Source organism: Nostoc sp., assembly GCF_036918015.1.
Taxonomy (GTDB): domain Bacteria; phylum Cyanobacteriota; class Cyanobacteriia; order Cyanobacteriales; family Nostocaceae; genus Nostoc.
This window is the reverse complement of record NZ_JBALEO010000047.1, coordinates 100285-120072: the sequence shown is the minus strand read 5'-3', so window position 1 is coordinate 120072 and position 19788 is coordinate 100285. Positions and strand designations below refer to the sequence as shown.

Here is a 19788-nt window from a genome sequence, read left to right as displayed (position 1 = left end):
TCCTTACTCGCTTTCAATAGCTTGATATTCAAGTATTTTTCCTTGTTGAATAATCCATAATTTATCTATCACATCGGCGGATTCTAGCCCAGTGATTAATATTTCAATAGCTTCACGCCAATCAGCAAATGTGTAGCGAGAGGGTAGACGAATAATTACAATTCCTGAATAGTTAGAGGGATTATATTTCAGACGATTTCCAAAGCCGCGATCGCAAGTGACTAAACATCTACCTTCACGGTGACAAACATCAATAACTTCGGGATCGGGTGCAGAACTTAAGCCTTGTCCTGGTACTGTTGCAACATCATGTCCCGCTAATTGCAATAAAGTTACAACGCGCAAGTCGATATTTTCATCTAGCTTTAATTTCACGCACTTGCTTCCTTTTTTTTTGTCAAAGGAAGTTCCACAAAAACATCCCGCGCCATCTCTGCACCGTAGGCGATACAAGCCAGTACATCTTCTCTTTCTATGCTTGGATAAGCTTCAATAACTTCTTCAATTGTTGTACCACCAGCTAAATAATCCAAAATTAGTGATACCCAAATACGGTGTCCGCGAATGCACGGTTTACCAAAACAAATATTCGGATCGATGGAAATACGAGAAAGCAAATCATTGTTAGTCATGTAGCTTCACCTCTAATAGCCTCTAGTTCTAACATATCCATCCTTCATCGTCTTTTGGCTTCCAATGCCAAGTTAAGGTTTCCAATAACAGCGCATCTTGTCCAAAAGTAATGGTGTAGCAGGGATGCCTATCTTCTGGCTCGTTGGTGAGGGGGTAAGCTTGAAAATGCATAGGTAATCCGAGAGTGGCGCGTAAAAAGTTGCGATCGCGGTCTGAAATGAAGCACACTAGTTTACGTCTACTCACAGCATCACTAATTTGGTTGATACCGTAGCCGTGTCGTTGGGAAATCTCTAAACCTTGTAGTTCGTGTTCTTTATCTGGTAGAACTTGCACCTTACCAGATTTAGCTAATTCTCTTAGATTCCCTGGATAATAGAAGTGCCAATCTTCCCGCACATCTCGATAGCCTTTGAACTTTAAATAACACAAAGCTTTATCAAAGCGAGTAGTAATTACTCCAGCTTTCTCGGCTTTTTCCATAAAGCTATTTTTATCCCATAACTCGAAAATAAAGTTATTGAGAATGCCAGGAAGATTATACATTTTAAATCTTTCTGCTTCTGGCTCATCTGGATTAGTTAAGTCATAAATTGCACAATCTAACTGGCTACTTCCCCGAAAACTCCTAGCCTCATCAATAATTTTTGTTTTTCCTTCACTCTGACAGCGATAAAACTGTGCATTCATCTGTTTAATGCTAATTCCTAAAGTATTTTGTACACTAGTACCAAATTTCTTAGCTACCTCTGGATATTTCTCTTTCATGTGATGGTTTCCTTGCAGCTTTGAATAGATATAAGCCGACTGTATACCACCCCATCGCTGAGGATATCGCTCAAACTGATTTTTAAATGTCCAAAATTCATTAATGGCATTATTAAAAGTAATGCGGTCATAATTTTCACCATCTTGTAAATGATGAGATTTATCTGTAAATAGCCTTGCAACAAGAAAGTTAGGTATTAAAGCGTAAGCTTGATAAGTTTCAAAACCTTTATGTCTGCCAAGTCTACCAAATCGTTGAATAAAATTTCCTGCATCAGCAGCTTCAAAAACTAGAAAATTAATCCGAAAGTCTACACCAACATCAATTGTAGACGTACCCAAAAGTAAATCTGCTTCTGCAACTGATTGAGATTTTTCAGTTTCTCCTGTTAAGCCAGTATTTTCTCTAACCTTCCATCGCGGTTCAAAAAGAGGTTTTAACTTGTCTATGAGCTTTTTAACTGCTGCGATGGAATTGAGAATAATTGCACCTTTGCTGTTAGGATAGTCTTGAAAAAACTTTAAAATCACCGTTTCAGCATTTTCTTCTATCCATTTATAGCTAGAACTCAGATTAGACTCTATTCCTTGAGCAAAGCATAAGTTAATAGGTTGACTAATCTGCCGCCACCCATCGTTTGAATCATCTGATGAAAATTTGTAAGCTCCAACAGCATCTGGAGCAATTTCTTTATATCTAAGTTGAGCCTTTTCTAAAAAAGTCTTTAATAATTCGTTAGGTGTAGCAGAAAGAAAGAGAAATTTTTTATGAGTATCGCCAGTGTGTTTCATTAAAAGTATTGTATTGATCACACTAGCTACTTGCGGAGATGAAAAAATATGAAACTCATCATAGATAAATAATTTATAATTTTCATCTATACGTCTGAATAACCTGTCAGGGTTATCTATTTTTCCTCTCAAGTAGTAAAAATTATGGATGTAATGGAAAATATCAGGGTTCGTCAGCAGAATTTCATAGTTAGTAGAAAAATCTTCTATACCATCTCGTTTGGAAGACAGCTTACCAGTAGCGATATATTTCTCCAAAATAGCTGCATTTAAGCGATTAATTTGAGGTTCGTACTTGGGTTTCAATTCATCTTTGTATCCTTGAACCTGTTTTTCTTGATCTCTTGCCAGTTCATTTGTGGGATACATTGCTAAAGTGTACGTGCGATTTGTCATTGCCGACAAATAAGCTGCCAAGCTTTTACCATCGCCTGTCATCGCTCTATTAAATACAACATCAATATTTGGGTCTTGTAATGCTTGATAAGTTTCTGCTTGATGCCAAGAAAGCGACCAATCTTTAAGTAATTTCACCCCGTCAGGTGTAATAACGGTTTGAGAATAAACAGGTTTGAGACTTATGCTGTAATTTTCGGACATATCCTTGATAATTCCTTGTGAATGCTTGGTTTATCGGAAATTTTATGCAAAAAGAATGACAGACTTAGTAAATCTAATCAATTTCTGCCACCAATGGCAGCATTTATATATGTGCTAAGAAATACCACCCACAAATTTCTGCAACCAATGATTGCAGTTTTTCAGATGGGTATAGAACATCTTCAGGCTATTTCTCGCACCATTGGTGCGAGTTTTTCACTTTGCTTAAAAACTGTCCGTAACTCGTTGTTATTCCCTATAATGCCATGCAAAATAGAAGTTGCCAAGATATATCCGTATAAAAGTGTCCGTATAAAATATGAGTCGAAAAGGTCAATCTATTACACTGTCGATATCAGAACGTGATAAAGCCGAGCTAGAAGCGATCGCTCGTGAATTCGGTATGATGTGGGGAGAAGAACCTAACATCTCTAAGTTAATTAAAGCGATCGCTCAACGTCAGTTACTCATCGGTAACAATAACGATTGGAAAGAACCACGAATCAGGGCATTACATCGCTGTATCAATGCTTTGACAGACATCGGGCAAATTGAACAAGCCCAAATCATTGCAAACTTACTTCTCGAACGCAGCGAACTATCATTACCACTGCGGGGCGAAATTGAACGTTTCTTAGAGAATTTACCCCCAGCTTGGCGCTTAGAAATAGACCGCTATATCTTACGCGAACAACCTTTTCAGCTTTCCTATCAAGATGCAGCCGAGCGTGTATTTAATTTTACCGTTCGTCACGCCAAAGTTACACCCCACGAAAAGCGGCAATATCTTGATTGCTGGTGCGAAGAGACAGAAGGAAACTTTGATATCCCAGAACTGGTTCACAACTGGAGTTTGCGATTAGACAGGATTACAGAAGCTGCTGTCATGCCAATTTCTGGTGAGTGGCATACCAATTTGGCTGAGATAGAAGTGGAAATGCATCTATTTGCAGGTTTGGCTTTTGCCTATCAAGCTAAACAAGAAGACAATATTAATGAGTGGCTACCAGATAAAGCGCGAGTCCGGCGAGTTATCAGGCGAGTATCTAGTACATTTTGGTTTATGCGGGAAGTTATGCAATATGCACCAGATTGTGTAGTGGTGTCGCCGGAAAATTTGCGCGATCGCCTCAAACAAAAACTCCTCACCCTCTGCCAGTTATACGATATCGAAACCAGGAGTTAAGTCTTGACGAGGAGAGGGAAGCGGAAAAACTTTTGATTGCTGGAAGGGGGGTAAAATTCAAAGCCTCTCTCCTCTTAGGAGAGAGGTTTGGAGAGAGGTCAGACTGTATTGCACCCAAACGAGAACCGCTATATTATGTTCCCGGACGAGAGCGAATACGATCGGGTATATGATGGCGATCGCCTAATATCTCTAACAAAGGGCCATTAACGTCAAATTTAACCATACTTACCGACGCGACCAAAATATTCACCCGATAGCGATAGCGTCCCAAATCAATTCCCAGTAAACTGCAAAGCATAATCCGAATCGTGGCTTTATGAGAAACTACTAAAACATTACCTTGGGGATGTTTTTCTTGAATTTCAGCAATTACAGGCATAGAACGGTTAGCAATATCTACCGCAGTTTCTCCACCTAGTGGTGCATTCCAAGCTGGCTCTGTCACCCATTTTACATAGTTTTCTGCGTAATTCTCTTGGGCAAACGATTTACTCTTAGTTTCCCATTCGCCGTAACTACCTTCTCTAAGTCCGTCACGCAACTGCATATCCATACCGATAGCATCACAAAATGGTTTGGCAGTTGCAATTGCGCGCTTCATCGGGCTAACATAAACCCCTTCCCACTTCAATTGTTGATAAACATCGGCAAAAGCGGATGCCATCTGCATACCTTCAGAAGTCAACTCTGCATCAGTTTCACCGCAGAAATTACCACTTTGACTAAAAGTAGTTTCTCCATGTCGCAGTAAATATAAATTGAGTGTCATAGCTTGTATGCGATTGGGATAAAGGAGTTTGTGCAAAAATAAAATACCATCAATCTCGCAATCGAGTCTGTGACACCAGGACAAAGTAATCAACCAAAAAAGTCAATCAACCACAATCCGCATCCCTTATCGTAAAATCTGGTCAATTATCCTATTGGCTTGCGAATCGTAACTACCCCCAAATAAATTGAAGTGATTCAAAATGTGATAGAGGTTATAGAGCGTTTTTCGGCGTTCATAGCCTACATCTAAAGGAAACACCTCGTTGTAACCCTTATAAAACGCCGCGGGGAAACCACCAAATAATTCGGTCATGGCGATATCAACTTCTCTATCCGCAAAATAAGTTGCTGGATCAAATATCACTGGTTCTCCCGACGCAGTACACCCAGCATTTCCGCCCCATAAATCGCCGTGTACCAACGAAGGTTGTACTTGATGATTTGCCAATAGTTCAGGGATAGCTGCTAATAACTTGTCTTGCTGGGGAAAATTACCTCCCCGTCGCCTTGCCAACTGAAATTGATAACCCAGCCGATGTTTAACATAAAATTCCGTCCAGTCTGCTGTCCAAGTATTGATTTGCGGCGTGGAACCAATAGTATTGTTAATTTTCCAACCAAAATTTTGACTGCTGCTAGCTTTGTGCATCGCCGCTAACTTGCGTCCCATCTCTTCCCATGAATTGCTGTTACCGCTACCAAGTTCCAACCATTCCAGGACGATGTAGCTAGAATTATCAGCAGTACCCCAGCAAATTGGTTTGGGGATGCGAATACTAGCTGTTGCGATCATTTGCTCTAAACCCAACGCCTCAGCTTCAAACATTGCAACTTGAGATGCAAGGTTTTGTTTGACGAAGTAGGTTATCTCACCATTAGAGACAGCATAACCTTGGTTGATACACCCACCACCAACCGATCGCCTTTGCTGACTTTGAAATTTTTCGCCAGTCACCTGGCTAATATGGGTGTCGATTTGAGTCCACATGATTAAATAAAAGTTATGAGTTATGAGTTATGAGTTAGAAGTAAGGAGCTAAATAAAAATTAGGAGTCAGGAGTTACAATCATGGCTTTTTACTCATAACTCCTCACTCTTAACTCCTAACTCTAAAAGGGCTTGACAAAAACTACACCATAAGAATTTGGAGATAGATAATCTTTGGCTGCTTGCATCAAGTCTGTTGCATCTTGGCTCTGAATTATCGCTGGGTAGTTAAAGGCGGGTTCTAAATCTCCCACCAAAGATTGATAATAACCATACAATCCAGAGCGATCGCTTGGTGTTTCGTTACCAAAAACATATCTGTTAGCTACTCGCTGCCGCACACGGGCAATTTCTGATTCTGTTACCAACTCTGTTTGTACTTGGCGAATGTGTTGAGCGATCGCATCCTCTACAATTGATAAATTTTCTACTGCACATTTGGCTGAAATATAAAATATCCCTTGTAGCTCGTTGCTCATGTTGCTTACAGAAATCGAAGAAACTAATCCCCGTTCCTCCCGTAAATCCCTCACGAGTCTTGATGTCCGTCCGTGTCCCAAAATTCCGGCTAAAACATCCAATCCATAGGTACGATCTAACTGCATCATTCCTGGAACCCGCCAAACCATTACTAGCCTTGCTTGTTGCAGACTTTCATCGATAAATTCTCGACGGACAATTTCTGTAAATGGTGACTCAGGGTTGAGTGGAAAGTCGGGAGTAGGGAGTGGGGAGTAGGGAGTTTTATTAGCTTTTGTAAATCCTTCCGCAACAGTTGCAATTAATTCTTCCACGGGCAAATTGCCCACAGCTACAGCAGTAATTGACTGCGGTTGATACCAATTAGCATGAAAATCCCGCATCTGCTGGGGTTTTAGTCCGGCAATCACCGATTCTGGCCCCAATACCGCACGGCGATAGGGTAGATAATCGAAGGCTGTCTCCATCGCCCGGCGATATGTACGCCGTTGGGGATTATCTTCTGAACGCCTAATTTCTTCTAAAACTACCAATCGCTCACGTTCAAAGGCATCATCAGGAATACTCGCGTTCGATACTACATCTATTTGTAGTGGTGCAAGCTCGGCAAAATCTTTAGGGGCAGTAGTTATATAGTAATGAGTATAGTCTTGGCTAGTAGCGGCATTGGTGACAGCACCCCGTTCTTCAATTCGACGTTCAAATTCGCCGCTAGCAAGTCGTTCTGTTCCTTTAAAAATCATGTGTTCTAAAAAGTGAGCCATGCCGTTAATGGCATCAGGTTCTACAGCAGAGCCAACTTTTATCCACAAGTTGAGGTTTACGGCTTCAACTGGCATTTGCTCGGCAATGATTGTCAAACCATTGGGCAACTTGTGCAGCGTCGGAGCATTGAGACGGGGAAATTTCCGCAGGGTTGAGGTCATTGCTACTTGTGTGTGAGGAGCGATGTTACTTCTTTATCTTATCTGCGACTATAGAATAAGTACTGCGATCGCTTCTCTACAAAAGAAGAAGCGATCGCATTAGCAAGAGACGCAAAGAAGACTTGACAGGGCATCTGCCTTAAGTTGACACTAATAGCGAGAAGCCCACCTCACGAGAAGTAGTTGAGTATTTTTTTATTCGTCAATCACAAGAGGATGTTTGAAAAGTCAAAATACAGCAGAATTCAGGAGTCAGAATGGGCTGCGCCCCGCTGCGCTAACAGAATTCAGAAGTAAGTTTCTTAATTTCTGCTTAACTAGATTAATGCAATACCCAGTCTTTTATCTGTCATATCTGTCGTTTCTATTATCTCTGTCATATCTATCGTTTCTATTATCTCTGTCATATCTGTCGTTTCTGCGATCGCCAACTGAAAACTCTGCTCGGCAACCATTTTTCACCCAAATACGATTTCTCCGATAGCCCCAATTTCCTCTACAAGTAGTGTTAGACAATTGCCTAACAAGCCTGACTCTGCCTCTTGTATTTACCGAACAAGTATTCCTTCGATTATTTTGGCTTGCACAAGTTACTATCTCTTGAGCCGAAGCTGGGGCAGCAATACTCAAAAGAGTACCTATACTAAGACTAGCAACCAGAAAGGTCGCAGCAATTGTGGGAAGGCGCATAATCATAATAAAATGCTAGATTTCTTCGCAAATCTTAGAAACAAAAACTATAATAATTCTAGCAAATTGCATTCAGAGCCAATGAATAAATCAGATTAAATGCAAAGAATATTTGCATTCCGAACTTCATCAAAGATGACAGGCTCTATCAAGCAGTTAACCTTTGCAAGGGTTTGAATTGAGCTTTTTTAAATGTTCAATCCTGCAACAACCCAACTTCCAATGCCGTTGATAGTCTTTAGTGAAAGGATAATAAATAGCTGATGACTTCTTTCTGCTGCTGAAGACAAATAAGACTTTTTAACGAAGTCATCAGATTTTTTCTCAGTTGCTTTCTTAATTGAGAGTTTAGGTTGCTATTCAATTACCGCTTTACTCCCGGCAACCAAGGAAACGCCCAAAATTACAAATACAACTCCTACAATGCGGGTTGGACTCGCTGCATACTTAGTAAGTCCGAGGACACCGTAATGATCGAGGAAAAGTGCTGCGATCGTCTGACCTGCGATCGTGAGTGCGAGTGCAAGAACAGCTCCAATCTTGGGTGTGGCGAAAATGGTTGACCAAACATACAAAGTACCTAAACAGCCACCAATCCACATCCACCAAGAAGTTTGCGAAAGCGAAGTCAAAGCAGGAAGAGGATATCGCGCCAACAAGCAGATGATGAGGGATGCTAACGTACCTGCAAGGTAGGAAATGAATGTTACCTGCATTGGTTGACCCACATAGCGTCGCAGTAGGGTGTTAAGGGCGACCTGAACAGGTAGAATAGCACCGCCAGCAAGTGCCGCTAATAGATAAATCGTGCGTCCATTCATCTTCAAAACTCCCGGTGAACTTATCTTGAAGCTAAGATACTTAATGGCAAGATTATAACAATTATCTTGAAGTTAAGATACTTAATGCTAAGATGCTTATATGAGTGGGTAGCACAATGGAGTTTGATCCAGTCGATAAAATTTTAGCTCAATGGCAGCGAGAGCGTCCTGATTTAGATGTTTCGCCGATGGGAATCATTGGGCGGATGGGGCGGTTAGCCAAGCACTTAGAACGAGCACTCCAAGAGACGTTTTCAGAATTTAGCTTAAATGTTGGAGAATTTGATGTATTGGCTGCGTTACGTCGTTCTGGTCAGCCGTATCAGCTTTCACCAACTGAGTTGTTTAATACACTGATGGTTTCATCCGGTACAATGACGCATCGCATTGATCGCTTAGAGCAAGCTAAACTTGTGAAGCGCATTCCTGATTCAAGCGATCGTCGAGGAACGCTTATTGAATTAACTGATAAAGGCTTTAACGTCATAGAAAAAGCTGTTGAAGCTCATGTTGTGAATGAACGTCGTATCCTTAGTGTTTTAGAAGAATCGGAACGTAAAGCCTTGGCTGATTTGCTTCGTAAGCTTTTAGTTTCGTTTGAGGAGTAGCATTTGAAACCTATTCACACAGTAGATAATGGACTTTTGCCGTTGAATTATATAAGTAGTACTCCAACCCAAAGAACGCAAAGCTTTGCTTTGTTTCCAAAACACTGGGTGATAGAGCGCACCTTGAGTTGGCTTGTTTGGTATTAGACATCTCCAGAAAAGATTTAGATACCACACAATTATACGCAGACCTAACCCCCCTTCCCCCCTTCCCTACCAGGGAAGGGGGATTTTAAAGCCTCTCTCCGCTTCGGGGAGAGGTTTGGAGAGGGGTCTTTTTCTTTTCTGGAGATGTCTATTGGCAATGAAACAAACGATATTGCTGTTTATGCCGCCTAATTGGATAAAGTCGGTTAAGACTTTGGTTTATAAGTCGAAGCAACGTGTAATTCTTTCAACTGTTTAGCATCTACACTCGAAGGCGCATCTGTTAACAAACAACGTGCTTGTTGTGTCTTGGGAAAAGCAATGACATCCCGAATCGATTCTTCTCCAGCTAACAACATGACCAAACGATCTAAACCGTAGGCGATGCCACCATGCGGCGGTGTACCATATTCAAATGCTTCTAAAAGAAAGCCAAATTTACTTTGTGCTTCTTCAGGAGATAAACCAATCGCTTCAAACACTTGCTGTTGAATTTCTCGCTGATAAATCCGCAGACTTCCGCCGCCAACTTCTACCCCGTTGAGTATTATGTCGTAAGCTTGGGCGCGTGCAGTTTTTAAGTCGCTCAAATCATCAGGATGTGGTGCTGTGAACGGGTGATGTAATGCTTCTAGACGTTTTTCGTCAGCATTCCACTCGAACATTGGGAAATCTGTGATCCACAGCAAGTTGATTTTTTCAGGATCGATTAAGTTAAATTCTCTAGCGATCGCTTGTCGTAATCTATCTAATGTTTTATTAACTGTAGCAGCTTCCCCTGCCCCAAACAACAGCAAATGTCCAGCTTTTGCACCTGTGCGGCGTAAAATTTCTTGTTTTTGTTCTTCGCTTAAGTTGTCTTTAATCGCCCCAATGGTGTCAATTTCGCCATCATCCCTGACGCGGATAAAAGCTAAACCTTTAGCACCGGCTTCGCTGGCTTCTTTAAATAAGTCGCCACCTGGTTTAATGCGGACATTAGAAATGACATCGTTACCGTTGGGAATGGGCAGAATTTTGACGATACCACCATTGGTAACAGTGTCCCGAAAGACTTTGAAACCAGAATCTTTGACGATATCTGAGACATCAACTAATTCCAAACCATAGCGTGTATCTGGTTTATCACTACCGTAGCGTTCCATCCCCTCAGCATAAGTGAGACGGGGGAAAGGGCGCTGTAACTCAATGCCTTTAACTGTTTTGTAGATATGGCAAACTAAATTCTCATTTAGTTCGATAATTTCTTCTTGGGACATGAAGCTCATTTCCATGTCCAACTGGGTGAATTCTGGTTGTCTGTCGGCGCGTAAGTCTTCGTCACGAAAGCAACGGGCAATCTGATAATATCTATCTAAGCCGGATACCATCAGCAATTGTTTAAATAGCTGGGGTGATTGCGGCAAAGCATACCACTCACCAGGATTGACGCGACTGGGTAGAACATAATCCCGCGCCCCTTCTGGGGTAGAACGGGTAAGGATTGGGGTTTCGACTTCGATAAAACCTTCCAAATCTTCTAAATAACGACGCATGGCTTTGACAATTTGATGACGCAGTTGCAAATTTTGCGCCATACGTTCGCGTCGCAAATCCAAATAACGATATTTCAGCCGTAAATCTTCCCGCACTGTCTCGGTGTCAGCTACAGAAACTTGGAAAGGTAACTGTTTGCGAACAGCATTGAGTAGTTCAATTTTATCGGCGTAGATTTCTACCTCGCCTGTGGGAATGCGGGTATTCAACGATTCTTCGGGACGTTGTGTTACCCTACCAGTGATTTTGACAACATATTCATTTCGTAGGGCATTCGCATATTCGTAAGAATCTGGGGTGCGTTGCGGATCGCTGACGATTTGGACAATTCCAGAGCGATCGCGTAAATCTAAAAATATCACACCACCATGATCGCGGCGACGGTCTACCCATCCGTAAAAGGTAACAGTTTCTCCAATATGTTCTTTTCGGAGTTCGCCGCAATAGTGAGTTCGCATAAGTCTTAGTTATTGTTTCCGGGCTAGATTGGCAAGAAAATGTCAAAGCCTTCCCATTATCTAGCATCAATAGTAATTGTAGTAGTTCTGGTGAAATAAAAAATCAAATAATCTCACACTATATATACAGCAGTTTTCATGTATTTGAACCACACCTGTCGTAGGGGTGCAAGGCCCATTGGTGGCAACTTAAGCTGAAAACTATATCGGACAGGCGTTTTGCAAATCCCTCAGGCCCTCATCCCCTAACCCCTTCTCCCAAAGGAGAAGGGGAATTGAATGTCTAGCTCCCCTCTCACGGATGGGAAAGGGGCTGGGGGTGAGGGCAAAACGTTCTCACCAAGCGGGTTTAGCGTTAAGTTGCACCTATGTGCAAAGTCTTGCGCCCCTACCGCGTAGTCTATTTACTATTTTGGTTGATTAGGACGATTTTCTTGGGGAGAGGCTCCGCCATCGCCAGGAGGATGAGGTGGAACACCTAGTGCGTCGATCAACTGTTGTTCAGTGACACCCAGCTTTGCTGCTGCGGCTTTAAAATCAGGTCTGGGTGGGCGTTGATTGCGATCGCCTGGATTTGGCGGATTGGCAGGGACTCCTAGCGCCGCCTTTAACTGAGCTTCTGTAACTCCTAATTTTGTTGCTGCGGCTTTAAAATCAGGTCTGGGTGGGCGTTGATTGCGATCGCCTGGATTTGGCGGATTGGCAGGAACTCCTAACGCTGCTTTTAACTGTGCTTCTGTAACTCCTAACTTTGTCGCTGCGGCTTTAAAATCAGGTCTGGGTGGACGTTGACTGCGATCGCCTGGATTTGGCGGATTGGCTGGGACTCCTAGCGCCGCCTTTAACTGGGCTTCTGTAACTCCTAACTTTGTCGCTGCGGCTGCAAAATCAGGTCTGGGTGGACGCGGCCGTTCGTTTGATGTTTCGTTGGGTGGTTGTTGCGCCTGTGCAATTCGCTCGAATTGATTAGCAGCATTTGCTTGATTGAGTGAAAGAAAACCAAATGTGCCAACTAGAACAGGAATCGCTGTTACTACTAGTAGTCTACGAATATTCATCATTAAATCTCCAAAGGTTTATATTTCTAATTAAGTCTTCTCAAAATAACAGTTTGCCCTGTTTCTAAATTACAGTTTTGTAATTTAGAAACAACAATACTCTGGCGAAATGCAAAGGTGCATCAATTAACGGTTATTGCGTTCTACCCGGTTTTGACCTACTTCTTGATTATGAGCTTGGGGACGTTGGGGAGTACGCTTTTTCTGATGTGGACGGGGTTTAGAATGTCTGATTTGTGGTTTTTCATCAGATATTTGCCGTTTGTTGGGCTGTTGTGAAATCTCTTCGTTCCGATGAGATGGATTAGCGTGTTGTGAAATCTCGGCGTTCCGATGAGGTGGATTAGCGGCATTTGCCTGATTGGGTGCAACAAAACCGAATGTACCAATCAAAAAAGGAATTGCTGCTACGGTTAAGATTCGACGGATATTCATAGAAATCAACCTTCAAAAGCTAGGGTGTTCATATTTCTAATTGAGCCACCTCAAAATTACAGCTTTCTTATTTTCTAAATTACAGTTTTGTAATTTGAATAAAAAATAATGAATTTAGAATAGAAGAATATATGAATTAATAAATGCTGTGAACGTTCTGTTTGTTGAAGATGAAGCGAAAATTGCTAACTTTGTCCGGGCTGGATTAAAGGAGCAGGGATTTGTTGTAGACTACTGCGATAACGGTGATGATGGATATCTGCGGGCATTAGACAACGAATATGATGCCATTATACTCGACATTATGATGCCGGGAAAAGATGGACTATCGATTCTAAAACTATTACGGCGGCAAGGTCGGAACGCTCCGGTGATTTTGTTGACGGCTCGGAATGAACTAGACGATCGCTTGCAAGGGCTAAATTTAGGAGCGGATGACTATATCGCTAAACCGTTTTTTGTGGAAGAGTTAGCGGCTAGAATTCATGCAGTTGTGCGCCGGAGTGTAAGCGATGTCTCCGACGGGCTACGCCTACGCCAAAATCTACTTTGCGTCGGCCCGATCAAACTCGATCGCATCACTAGGGAAGTAACTTGCGATCGCCAAGCCATAGAACTCACCAGCCGCGAGTTTAATCTTCTAGAATATCTCATGCGCTCTCCCGGACGGGTTTTCACTCGTACCCAAATCCTAGAACACGTTTGGGGCTACGATTTTAACCCCAACACCAACGTTGTGGATGTTTGTATCCAGCGAATTCGTAAAAAGATTGATCCCCTTGATGAAGCAGTCTGGATTGAAAGCATTCGAGGGGTTGGATATCGATTTCGCAAGCCAGATTCTTCATCATGAAACTCCCTTCCTTTCGACTCCGCATTGCTCTGTTGTCTGCGGCTCTAGCTGGCAGCACATTAGTCGGATTTGGCGCGGTTTCCTGGTTTCAGATTTGCAATGCTAAGATTAGCCGCCTAGATGCAGAACTATTAAATCACTTGATGCGGGCAGCTCCGAACTTCCCTCCACCAGAGGAACCTCCCGCTAGCGCAGCCTTTCCCAGAAGAGAAAACTCACGCAATCGCTCCCGATGGCAGTTTTACGAAGATTCATTATCTTATTCCTTCGGAACCAATACAAAAACCCCTGTCGCCCTGGTGGTGCTGGATGCAAATAACAACATACTTTATCAATCCAACTCCCTACCTGCCGATCTTGAGGTGAATCGTCTGTTGCTGAAGCGTCTCCAGTTGACACCTCTAGCACCGTCCCTGAAGAGAGAACCACCACCTTTACCTTCTAATACCAATCCATCCTTCGAGCGGCCACCACTGATTCGTCCACGCCCACCTCAATTTGTCACAGAGCGGACAACAACAGCAGTTTGGCGGATTGGGGCAGCTAAATTTCCCAATGCTCAGATTGCCATTGCCATTAGCTTGCAAGCCGTAGATCAAGAAATGGCTACCATTCGCAATATCTTCCTGGTTTCAATTCCGGGAGCGCTGCTGTTGGTTGCGGTGGGAGCATGGTTAGTTTCTGGCGGTGCTTTACGTCCCATCCGGCAATTAACGGGCGTAATTCAACAGGTAACTGTCAAAGGGCTAGATCAGCGCATTCCCATTGGCACAACTGATATTGAATTTGTCGAACTGATTCAGGTGTTTAACCTGATGTTGTCACGTTTGGAACGTAGTTTTACCCAAGCTTCCCGCTTTAGTGGTGACGCGGCTCATGAACTAAAAACCCCACTGACTATTTTGCAAGGCGAACTAGAACGAACACTCCAACAGGTCGATCCTGGTAGTGAAGTACAACAGCGCTTAAGTAACCTGTTAGATGAGGTGCGCCGCCTGAGTGGAATTATGCGAAAACTCTTGTTGCTATCTCTGGCAGATGCCGGAAAAATGAGCTTGTATCTGGTTGAAGTGGATATGTCTGAGTTGCTGATGGAGATGCTAGAAGATGTGGAAATGCTAGCTCCCCATTTGACTGTGGAAACTGACTTTACTGATGGGTTGTGGGTAAAAGGCGATCGCGATCTTTTAATTCAAGTTTTGCAAAATCTATTTAGTAATGCAATTAAATACAATCTCGCCAACGGCTGGATAAAGATTCGCGCTCATCAAACTCCTACAACTCTTCACGTCACCATTGTCAATGCATCAAAAGATATTCCTTTAAGCGATCGCGATCGCATTTTTGACCGATTTTATCGCGGCGATCCCTCACGTAACCGCAAGGTAGAAGGAATCGGACTAGGACTGAGCCTAGCACGAGAAATTACCAGGGCACATCGTGGCGACCTTACTCTTGACTTAACATCTTCTGGTCAAACAGCGTTCACCCTCACCTTACCGATGAAGTAATCTCTCTTTTGTTACTACAGGAAGTCGGAAAAAGTAATACCAATTTGAAAAAAGAATGCGACAAATAGACCATTTGTAGAGACGCGATTCATCGCGTCTTTACCCAAGGATGTGTTGCAATCATTAATTGAATTGGTATAATTACTACACAAACCCTCTTGAAAAGTTTTTCAAGAGGGTTTTTTGATTTATTTATAGCGATCGCGCAAGCTCATTGCATTGGTTAATTTAAAGCATCAGCGATCTTAATACCAAGGTGCTGCAATGCTTTTTCTTTGACAAATTCAGCTGCACTACGAGCCGATTCTGCCAAAATAGTATCGGTGTTTGGAGTCAGCTTCAGCGCTCCTCCCAGATATCCCAAAGCTTTGCAATAATCATCAGTCAAATTGGTAGATGCCAGTCTCTTTACAGTTTGATAATCGCCACTCTGAAAAGCTGTTAACGCTTTGTGGTGTAAATCATTTTCTGGCTTTCCTAATACTTCAAGAATTGCATTCACAGCTTTATCGACTTTTTCTTGTGTTAGTTCTGTAGATACTGTTGCTTGCATATTTATCTATCTCCTTTTGTTCATGAATTTGCAAGTTGTCGGTAGCGTTCTTGAACTTCCTGAATCGAAAACAAAGTTTCAAACTTCAACCCTGCTGACTGGTACAACTCACCTCCCCCTTGTTGTCGATCTACCAGTGAAATTACTTGATTTACGGTATAACCTGCATCTTTAAGACGCTCAACCGCTTTTAGAGCAGATTGCCCAGTTGTGACTACATCTTCCAAAACTACTACTTTTGCACCCTCTGGTAAACTGGGGCCTTCTATATAAGCTCTTGTCCCATAACCCTTGGCTTCCTTGCGAATAATCAGCGCTGGTATTGGGCGGTTTTCATAAACAGAAACTATACTCACTGCTGTCACAATTGGATCAGCCCCCATTGTTAAACCACCTACAGCCTGTGTATCTACAGGTAATAAAGGAAATAGTAATCGTCCGACTGCTAAAGCACCTTGAGGATGGAGTGTTACCTGTGTCTTATTGACGTAATAAGAACTACGCAGCCCAGAAGATAGGAGAAAATCACCCTCTTGATAAGCAAGTTGGCAAAATAAATCTAGTAGCTTGTGGCGTAAAGTGGTCAAATCAGAAGTGGTTGCCCAAATATCTGAGTGGGTAAGAGTTTCAGTAGGATACGTCATTACAAAACATTAAAAGTTGTGCTACACCAAAGGTTGAACTCATCAGAGTTCTGAACTTCAGCATAAATTAAGATTCGCCCAAAGCAAAAGTTGAGGAGTCAGAAACGTGCGTATAAAATTTAAAACCTTTGGTGGTTTATTGGTGCTGCTTGCTGCTGGTATTGCTTTTCCCTCTATTGCATCTGCCCAAACGGCAACACCCAATTCTGAAACTATGAATGATGTATTTCAACGAGCTTATTTTCGTCACGATCGCAATTTCTACGAAAATGGCGGCCTCAAGCGTCAGCTAGACTCATTTTTTGGATCTGGTTCTGGTTTCGGTGGTTCCTTCCCAGAAAATGAAATTGCCCGCGACGCTAATTTGGTTAATACTTTATATCATGATGCCCTGACTCAGCAAGTTGGCAACGATCCTTATATTCGTACTCCTGATTTACCAAATCCTTATGACACATCACTGCTCGTGTCTCCTCGCTATAGCAACAAACTCAAAGTAGGAACTGAATTCAGGTTTGAAACATTACCATCTCGGTAAGATTGGGGAGTGGGGAGTGGGGAGTAGGGGCAGGGGAGCAGGGGAGCAGGGAGATGAGGGAGACAAGGGAACAAGGGAGACAAGGAGATAAATAAAACTCTTAACTCCTAACTCCTAACTCCTAACTCCTAACTCAGCACTCCTAACGCCCAATGCCCTCTATTACTACTTTTTGATGATTCAGTGCGCCCTGCTGGAATCGAACCAGCCTGAAGACGAATTATGAGTTCGTTGCCTCCCCAATCGGCCAAAGGCGCTTGTTTTTTGGTTTATGGGTTGCTACGAGAAAATTACTTCAACTCTTAGGTCAACCTGATTTGCTAATTTTAGAGTGAGAAAAATACCTCACGCACTGAGTTTAGCCAATTCCATGAATATAGCACAAATTTAACACGTGTGAATACTGGACAATAGTTTATTAGATTTTTATACTACATAATTTGATCATAGATATAGTGCAAACTAATATTGATTAAGTTCCTTTAAGGATTGAGGTCAAAAGCTTCACTATTCTTAAATAGACCAGCATTCTATTGTGATAGCTTGTCAGCGATGAAAATAAATTCTACTGTACTTCTTACTTTGATTTTGTTAATTCTGATGATGGGAGCAGGTTCTGTGAGCGCGTTTTTGGGCTTTGAACTGGGGAGTTCAGCACTTAAAGGCGTGACTACACCAGATGGGCGTCCTACAACCAAATTTGCCAGCAATAAGGCAAATAACTCTCAACAGGGAGGGCTAGTGCTATTAAAAGAGGAAGAAATTCTGAAAATTGTCAAGGCGCGAATTGAGGGTAAGACCAAAGCCGCTAAATCGGAAAAGCCAGAAGAAGATGATGAAGAAACCAATAGCAGCAAGCAGAAGCCAGAGGAAAAACCCCCAGAAGTAGTTGAAGAAAAGCCCCTACCAGGTTTTCCAGTTACTGCCCAAAGTCAGGGTGTAACAATGACTGTGCAATCTGCTCGCTACTCTGGTGGTGATTTACTACTGAAAGTGAAAATGCAGAACAAAGGTAAGGATTCTGTGCGCTTCCTGTATAGTTTTTTAGATGTTACCGATGACAAAGGACGAACCCTGAGTGCAAGTACAGAGGGTTTACCAACAGAATTGCCTGTAAATGGGCCAGCATTTTCAGGTACAGTGAGCATTCCTACAGCTTTACTTGATGATGTCAAGAAAATATCACTTGCTCTCACTGATTATCCCGCTCAACAATTGAAGCTAGAGGCATCAAATATTCCTGTAGAAAGGTAGATTGGCATTGGGCATTGGGATTAGAGAAGAGGTGACAGGTGACAGGTGATAGGGAATAATCTGTACCCTGTAACCTTTACCCTATACCCTTCCTAACTCCCCAATCCCCCTAAATGGAGGGCGTGAGTTTTACACGAGCTTTGGCGGTGAGTGGTTTTCCTAATTTAAGTTTGATAGAAGTGGCGCTGCGGTTGTTATCAGTGCTACTACTGATTGCCATAAATGCCTTTTTTGTGACGGCGGAATTTTCGATGGTGAGCGTGCGGCGATCGCGTATTCACCAGCTAGTTAAGGCTGGGGATATTCCAGCGATCGCTGTAGAAATGTTACAACGCAGTATTGACAGACTGCTATCTACCACCCAGTTAGGCATTACCCTCTCTAGTTTGGCACTGGGATGGATTGGCGAAAGTACGATTGTTGTGCTGGTGAATGCCTGGTTAAGATCCTGGCCTTTACCCAGTGGGATGACTACCTTCCTCGCCCATTCCCTATCAATTCCTATAGCCTTTTTCTTAATTGCCTATTTGCAAATTGTGATTGGAGAATTATGCCCCAAATCCTTAGCCATGCTGTACTCAGAACAGCTAGCAAGGTTTTTGGGGCCTCCGGTAAAAGCGATCGTGCGTTTTTTTGGCCCCTTCATCTGGATTCTTAACCAATCAACTCGTTTTTTATTACGAATTTTTGGCATCCAATACACAGGTCAAGGCTGGCGACCGCCTGTAACTCCCGAAGAATTGCAACTGATCATCTCTACAGAATGGGGGTCTACTGGTTTACAGCGTGCAGAGCGAGAATTGCTCAATAATGTCTTCGAGTTTGGGGATGTCATGGCGCAAGATGTGATGATCCCGCGCACCAGTATTATCACACTGCCAAAAGATGCTACCTTCCAGACATTACTTAGGGAAATGGCTTCTACTGGTTACTCTCGCTATCCCGTGATTGGTGAATCTTTAGACGATGTTCGCGGTATTGTTTATTTTAAAGATTTGGCACAACCTTTGGCAGTCGGAAACCTCAGTTTAGAGACACAGATCCAACCTTGGATGCGTCCCGCCCGGTTCGTTCCAGAACATACGCCCTTGAGTGAACTTTTGCCCATGATGCAGCAAGAGAAACCCGCTATGGTCATGGTAGTGAATGAATTTGGCGGTACTGTGGGACTAGTGACAATCAAAGATGTCATTGCCGAAATTATTGGCGGCCCCAGCGAATCTGAAAGCAGTGAAGACTTACTGATTCAGATGTTAGATGAGCAAAAATTTTTGGTGCAAGCACAAATCAACCTTGAAGACCTCAACGAGATTTTGCATCTCAATTTGCCCCTAACCAGAGAATATCAAACACTAGGGGGCTTTTTGCTGTATGAGTTACAGAAAATTCCGGCCATTGGCGAAATCTTTTGTTATCAAAATCTCGAATTCACCGTGGTATCAATTGTTGGCCCACGCCTGCATCAAATTCAACTGCGACGGTTAGAGGAGTTAGGAGTTGAGAGTTAGGAGTTATGAATTTTAACTCCTAACTCC

At 42.6% G+C, this 19788-nt stretch carries 20 protein-coding genes and 1 tRNA gene; 7 read left to right on the top strand and 14 right to left on the bottom strand.

The window, feature by feature from the left end:
• Positions 1-3 precede the first annotated feature (3 nt).
• Genes V7K61_RS11340 through cas3 form a run of 3 tightly spaced genes read right to left on the bottom strand, consistent with a single transcriptional unit; the run spans position 4 to position 2793 of the window.
• Positions 4-375: a DUF5615 family PIN-like protein gene (locus V7K61_RS11340; protein ID WP_335053414.1), complete on the bottom strand. Its 372-nt coding sequence runs from the start codon at positions 373-375 to the stop codon at positions 4-6.
• Positions 372-632, bottom strand: a complete 261-nt coding sequence (locus tag V7K61_RS11335; RefSeq protein ID WP_335053413.1) for a DUF433 domain-containing protein — start codon at positions 630-632, stop codon at positions 372-374. Before V7K61_RS11335 ends, V7K61_RS11340 begins: the two co-directional genes overlap by 4 nt.
• A 28-nt stretch (positions 633-660) precedes the next feature.
• Positions 661-2793 (bottom strand): type I-D CRISPR-associated helicase Cas3', encoded by a 2133-nt coding sequence (gene cas3 / locus V7K61_RS11330; RefSeq protein WP_335053412.1) that lies wholly within the window; start codon positions 2791-2793, stop codon positions 661-663.
• Positions 2794-3112: 319 nt separating this feature from the next.
• Here cas3 and V7K61_RS11325 point away from each other — a divergent pair, with 319 nt between their 5' ends.
• Positions 3113-3979, top strand: a complete 867-nt coding sequence (locus tag V7K61_RS11325) for a WYL domain-containing protein (RefSeq protein WP_335053411.1) — start codon at positions 3113-3115, stop codon at positions 3977-3979.
• A gap of 133 nt (positions 3980-4112) precedes the next feature.
• On the opposite strand, the gene V7K61_RS11320 is transcribed toward V7K61_RS11325, so the two are convergent.
• From V7K61_RS11320 to V7K61_RS11300, 5 genes are all read right to left on the bottom strand, one after another.
• Positions 4113-4751 carry a histidine phosphatase family protein gene (locus tag V7K61_RS11320; RefSeq protein ID WP_335053410.1) on the bottom strand — a complete coding sequence of 213 codons (639 nt, stop codon included), beginning with the start codon at positions 4749-4751 and terminating at the stop codon, positions 4113-4115.
• A gap of 126 nt (positions 4752-4877) precedes the next feature.
• Positions 4878-5741: a fructosamine kinase family protein gene (locus tag V7K61_RS11315; RefSeq protein WP_335053409.1), complete on the bottom strand. Its 864-nt coding sequence runs from the start codon at positions 5739-5741 to the stop codon at positions 4878-4880.
• A 122-nt stretch (positions 5742-5863) separates the two neighbouring features.
• Positions 5864-7147 (bottom strand): M16 family metallopeptidase, encoded by a 1284-nt coding sequence (locus V7K61_RS11310; protein WP_335053408.1) that lies wholly within the window; start codon positions 7145-7147, stop codon positions 5864-5866.
• Positions 7148-7489: 342 nt separating this feature from the next.
• Positions 7490-7837 carry a DUF3011 domain-containing protein gene (locus tag V7K61_RS34080; protein ID WP_442936308.1) on the bottom strand — a complete coding sequence of 116 codons (348 nt, stop codon included), beginning with the start codon at positions 7835-7837 and terminating at the stop codon, positions 7490-7492.
• 356 nt (positions 7838-8193) lie between these two features.
• Positions 8194-8658, bottom strand: a complete 465-nt coding sequence (locus tag V7K61_RS11300) for a DMT family transporter (protein ID WP_335053406.1) — start codon at positions 8656-8658, stop codon at positions 8194-8196.
• Positions 8659-8774: 116 nt separating this feature from the next.
• On the opposite strand from V7K61_RS11300, the gene V7K61_RS11295 reads away from it, so the two are divergent.
• Positions 8775-9266 carry a MarR family winged helix-turn-helix transcriptional regulator gene (locus V7K61_RS11295; protein WP_335053405.1) on the top strand — a complete coding sequence of 164 codons (492 nt, stop codon included), beginning with the start codon at positions 8775-8777 and terminating at the stop codon, positions 9264-9266.
• 353 nt (positions 9267-9619) lie between these two features.
• Here the strand turns inward: V7K61_RS11295 and aspS are convergent, their stop codons facing one another.
• From aspS to V7K61_RS11280, 3 genes are all read right to left on the bottom strand, one after another.
• On the bottom strand, positions 9620-11407 hold the full coding sequence (gene aspS, locus V7K61_RS11290) for an aspartate--tRNA ligase (protein WP_335053404.1): 1788 nt from the start codon (positions 11405-11407) through the stop codon (positions 9620-9622).
• A gap of 407 nt (positions 11408-11814) precedes the next feature.
• A complete protein-coding gene (locus tag V7K61_RS11285) occupies positions 11815-12468 on the bottom strand; it encodes a hypothetical protein (protein WP_335053403.1) in 654 nt (217 codons plus the stop codon).
• 123 nt (positions 12469-12591) lie between these two features.
• The gene (locus V7K61_RS11280; protein WP_335053402.1) at positions 12592-12900 is read right to left on the bottom strand and encodes a hypothetical protein; all 309 of its coding nucleotides are present in this window, start codon (positions 12898-12900) and stop codon (positions 12592-12594) included.
• Between the two features lie 148 nt (positions 12901-13048).
• On the opposite strand from V7K61_RS11280, the gene V7K61_RS11275 reads away from it, so the two are divergent.
• Together V7K61_RS11275 and V7K61_RS11270 are read left to right on the top strand one after the other, a co-directional pair.
• Complete coding sequence (locus V7K61_RS11275) at positions 13049-13753, top strand: response regulator transcription factor (protein ID WP_335053401.1); 705 nt, start codon at positions 13049-13051, stop codon at positions 13751-13753.
• Complete coding sequence (locus V7K61_RS11270; protein WP_335053400.1) at positions 13750-15264, top strand: ATP-binding protein; 1515 nt, start codon at positions 13750-13752, stop codon at positions 15262-15264. Before V7K61_RS11275 ends, V7K61_RS11270 begins: the two co-directional genes overlap by 4 nt.
• 223 nt (positions 15265-15487) lie before the next feature.
• Here V7K61_RS11270 and V7K61_RS11265 read toward each other — a convergent pair whose 3' ends face one another.
• Positions 15488-15817: a hypothetical protein gene (locus V7K61_RS11265; RefSeq protein ID WP_334720432.1), complete on the bottom strand. Its 330-nt coding sequence runs from the start codon at positions 15815-15817 to the stop codon at positions 15488-15490.
• A 20-nt stretch (positions 15818-15837) separates the two neighbouring features.
• Positions 15838-16461, bottom strand: a complete 624-nt coding sequence (gene pyrE, locus V7K61_RS11260; protein ID WP_094347288.1) for an orotate phosphoribosyltransferase — start codon at positions 16459-16461, stop codon at positions 15838-15840.
• A 106-nt stretch (positions 16462-16567) separates the two neighbouring features.
• Here pyrE and V7K61_RS11255 point away from each other — a divergent pair, with 106 nt between their 5' ends.
• Positions 16568-16999 carry a hypothetical protein gene (locus tag V7K61_RS11255; protein ID WP_335053399.1) on the top strand — a complete coding sequence of 144 codons (432 nt, stop codon included), beginning with the start codon at positions 16568-16570 and terminating at the stop codon, positions 16997-16999.
• 184 nt (positions 17000-17183) lie between these two features.
• Here V7K61_RS11255 and V7K61_RS11250 read toward each other — a convergent pair.
• Positions 17184-17256 (bottom strand) — tRNA-Ile (locus V7K61_RS11250).
• A 295-nt stretch (positions 17257-17551) separates the two neighbouring features.
• On the opposite strand from V7K61_RS11250, the gene V7K61_RS11245 reads away from it, so the two are divergent.
• Both V7K61_RS11245 and V7K61_RS11240 read left to right on the top strand, forming a co-directional pair.
• The gene (locus tag V7K61_RS11245) at positions 17552-18253 is read left to right on the top strand and encodes a hypothetical protein (RefSeq protein WP_099102321.1); all 702 of its coding nucleotides are present in this window, start codon (positions 17552-17554) and stop codon (positions 18251-18253) included.
• 113 nt (positions 18254-18366) lie between these two features.
• A complete protein-coding gene (locus tag V7K61_RS11240) occupies positions 18367-19761 on the top strand; it encodes a hemolysin family protein (RefSeq protein WP_335053398.1) in 1395 nt (464 codons plus the stop codon).
• The last annotated feature ends 27 nt before the right edge of the window (positions 19762-19788 follow it).

Bases quoted from the DNA above. Each gene is read 5' to 3' on its own strand.
- V7K61_RS11335 (WP_335053413.1), bottom strand. From the start codon at position 632: ATGACTAACAATGATTTGCTTTCTCGTATTTCCATCGATCCGAATATT.
- cas3 (WP_335053412.1), bottom strand. From the start codon at position 2,793: ATGTCCGAAAATTACAGCATAAGTCTCAAACCTGTTTATTCTCAAACC.
- V7K61_RS11325 (WP_335053411.1), top strand. From the start codon at position 3,113: ATGAGTCGAAAAGGTCAATCTATTACACTGTCGATATCAGAACGTGAT.
- V7K61_RS11320 (WP_335053410.1), bottom strand. From the start codon at position 4,751: ATGACACTCAATTTATATTTACTGCGACATGGAGAAACTACTTTTAGT.
- V7K61_RS11315 (WP_335053409.1), bottom strand. From the start codon at position 5,741: ATGTGGACTCAAATCGACACCCATATTAGCCAGGTGACTGGCGAAAAA.
- V7K61_RS11310 (WP_335053408.1), bottom strand. From the start codon at position 7,147: ATGACCTCAACCCTGCGGAAATTTCCCCGTCTCAATGCTCCGACGCTG.
- V7K61_RS34080 (WP_442936308.1), bottom strand. From the start codon at position 7,837: ATGCGCCTTCCCACAATTGCTGCGACCTTTCTGGTTGCTAGTCTTAGT.
- V7K61_RS11300 (WP_335053406.1), bottom strand. From the start codon at position 8,658: ATGAATGGACGCACGATTTATCTATTAGCGGCACTTGCTGGCGGTGCT.
- V7K61_RS11295 (WP_335053405.1), top strand. From the start codon at position 8,775: ATGGAGTTTGATCCAGTCGATAAAATTTTAGCTCAATGGCAGCGAGAG.
- aspS (WP_335053404.1), bottom strand. From the start codon at position 11,407: ATGCGAACTCACTATTGCGGCGAACTCCGAAAAGAACATATTGGAGAA.
- V7K61_RS11285 (WP_335053403.1), bottom strand. From the start codon at position 12,468: ATGATGAATATTCGTAGACTACTAGTAGTAACAGCGATTCCTGTTCTA.
- V7K61_RS11280 (WP_335053402.1), bottom strand. From the start codon at position 12,900: ATGAATATCCGTCGAATCTTAACCGTAGCAGCAATTCCTTTTTTGATT.
- V7K61_RS11270 (WP_335053400.1), top strand. From the start codon at position 13,750: ATGAAACTCCCTTCCTTTCGACTCCGCATTGCTCTGTTGTCTGCGGCT.
- V7K61_RS11265 (WP_334720432.1), bottom strand. From the start codon at position 15,817: ATGCAAGCAACAGTATCTACAGAACTAACACAAGAAAAAGTCGATAAA.
- pyrE (WP_094347288.1), bottom strand. From the start codon at position 16,461: ATGACGTATCCTACTGAAACTCTTACCCACTCAGATATTTGGGCAACC.
- V7K61_RS11245 (WP_099102321.1), top strand. From the start codon at position 17,552: ATGAAAATAAATTCTACTGTACTTCTTACTTTGATTTTGTTAATTCTG.
- V7K61_RS11240 (WP_335053398.1), top strand. From the start codon at position 18,367: ATGGAGGGCGTGAGTTTTACACGAGCTTTGGCGGTGAGTGGTTTTCCT.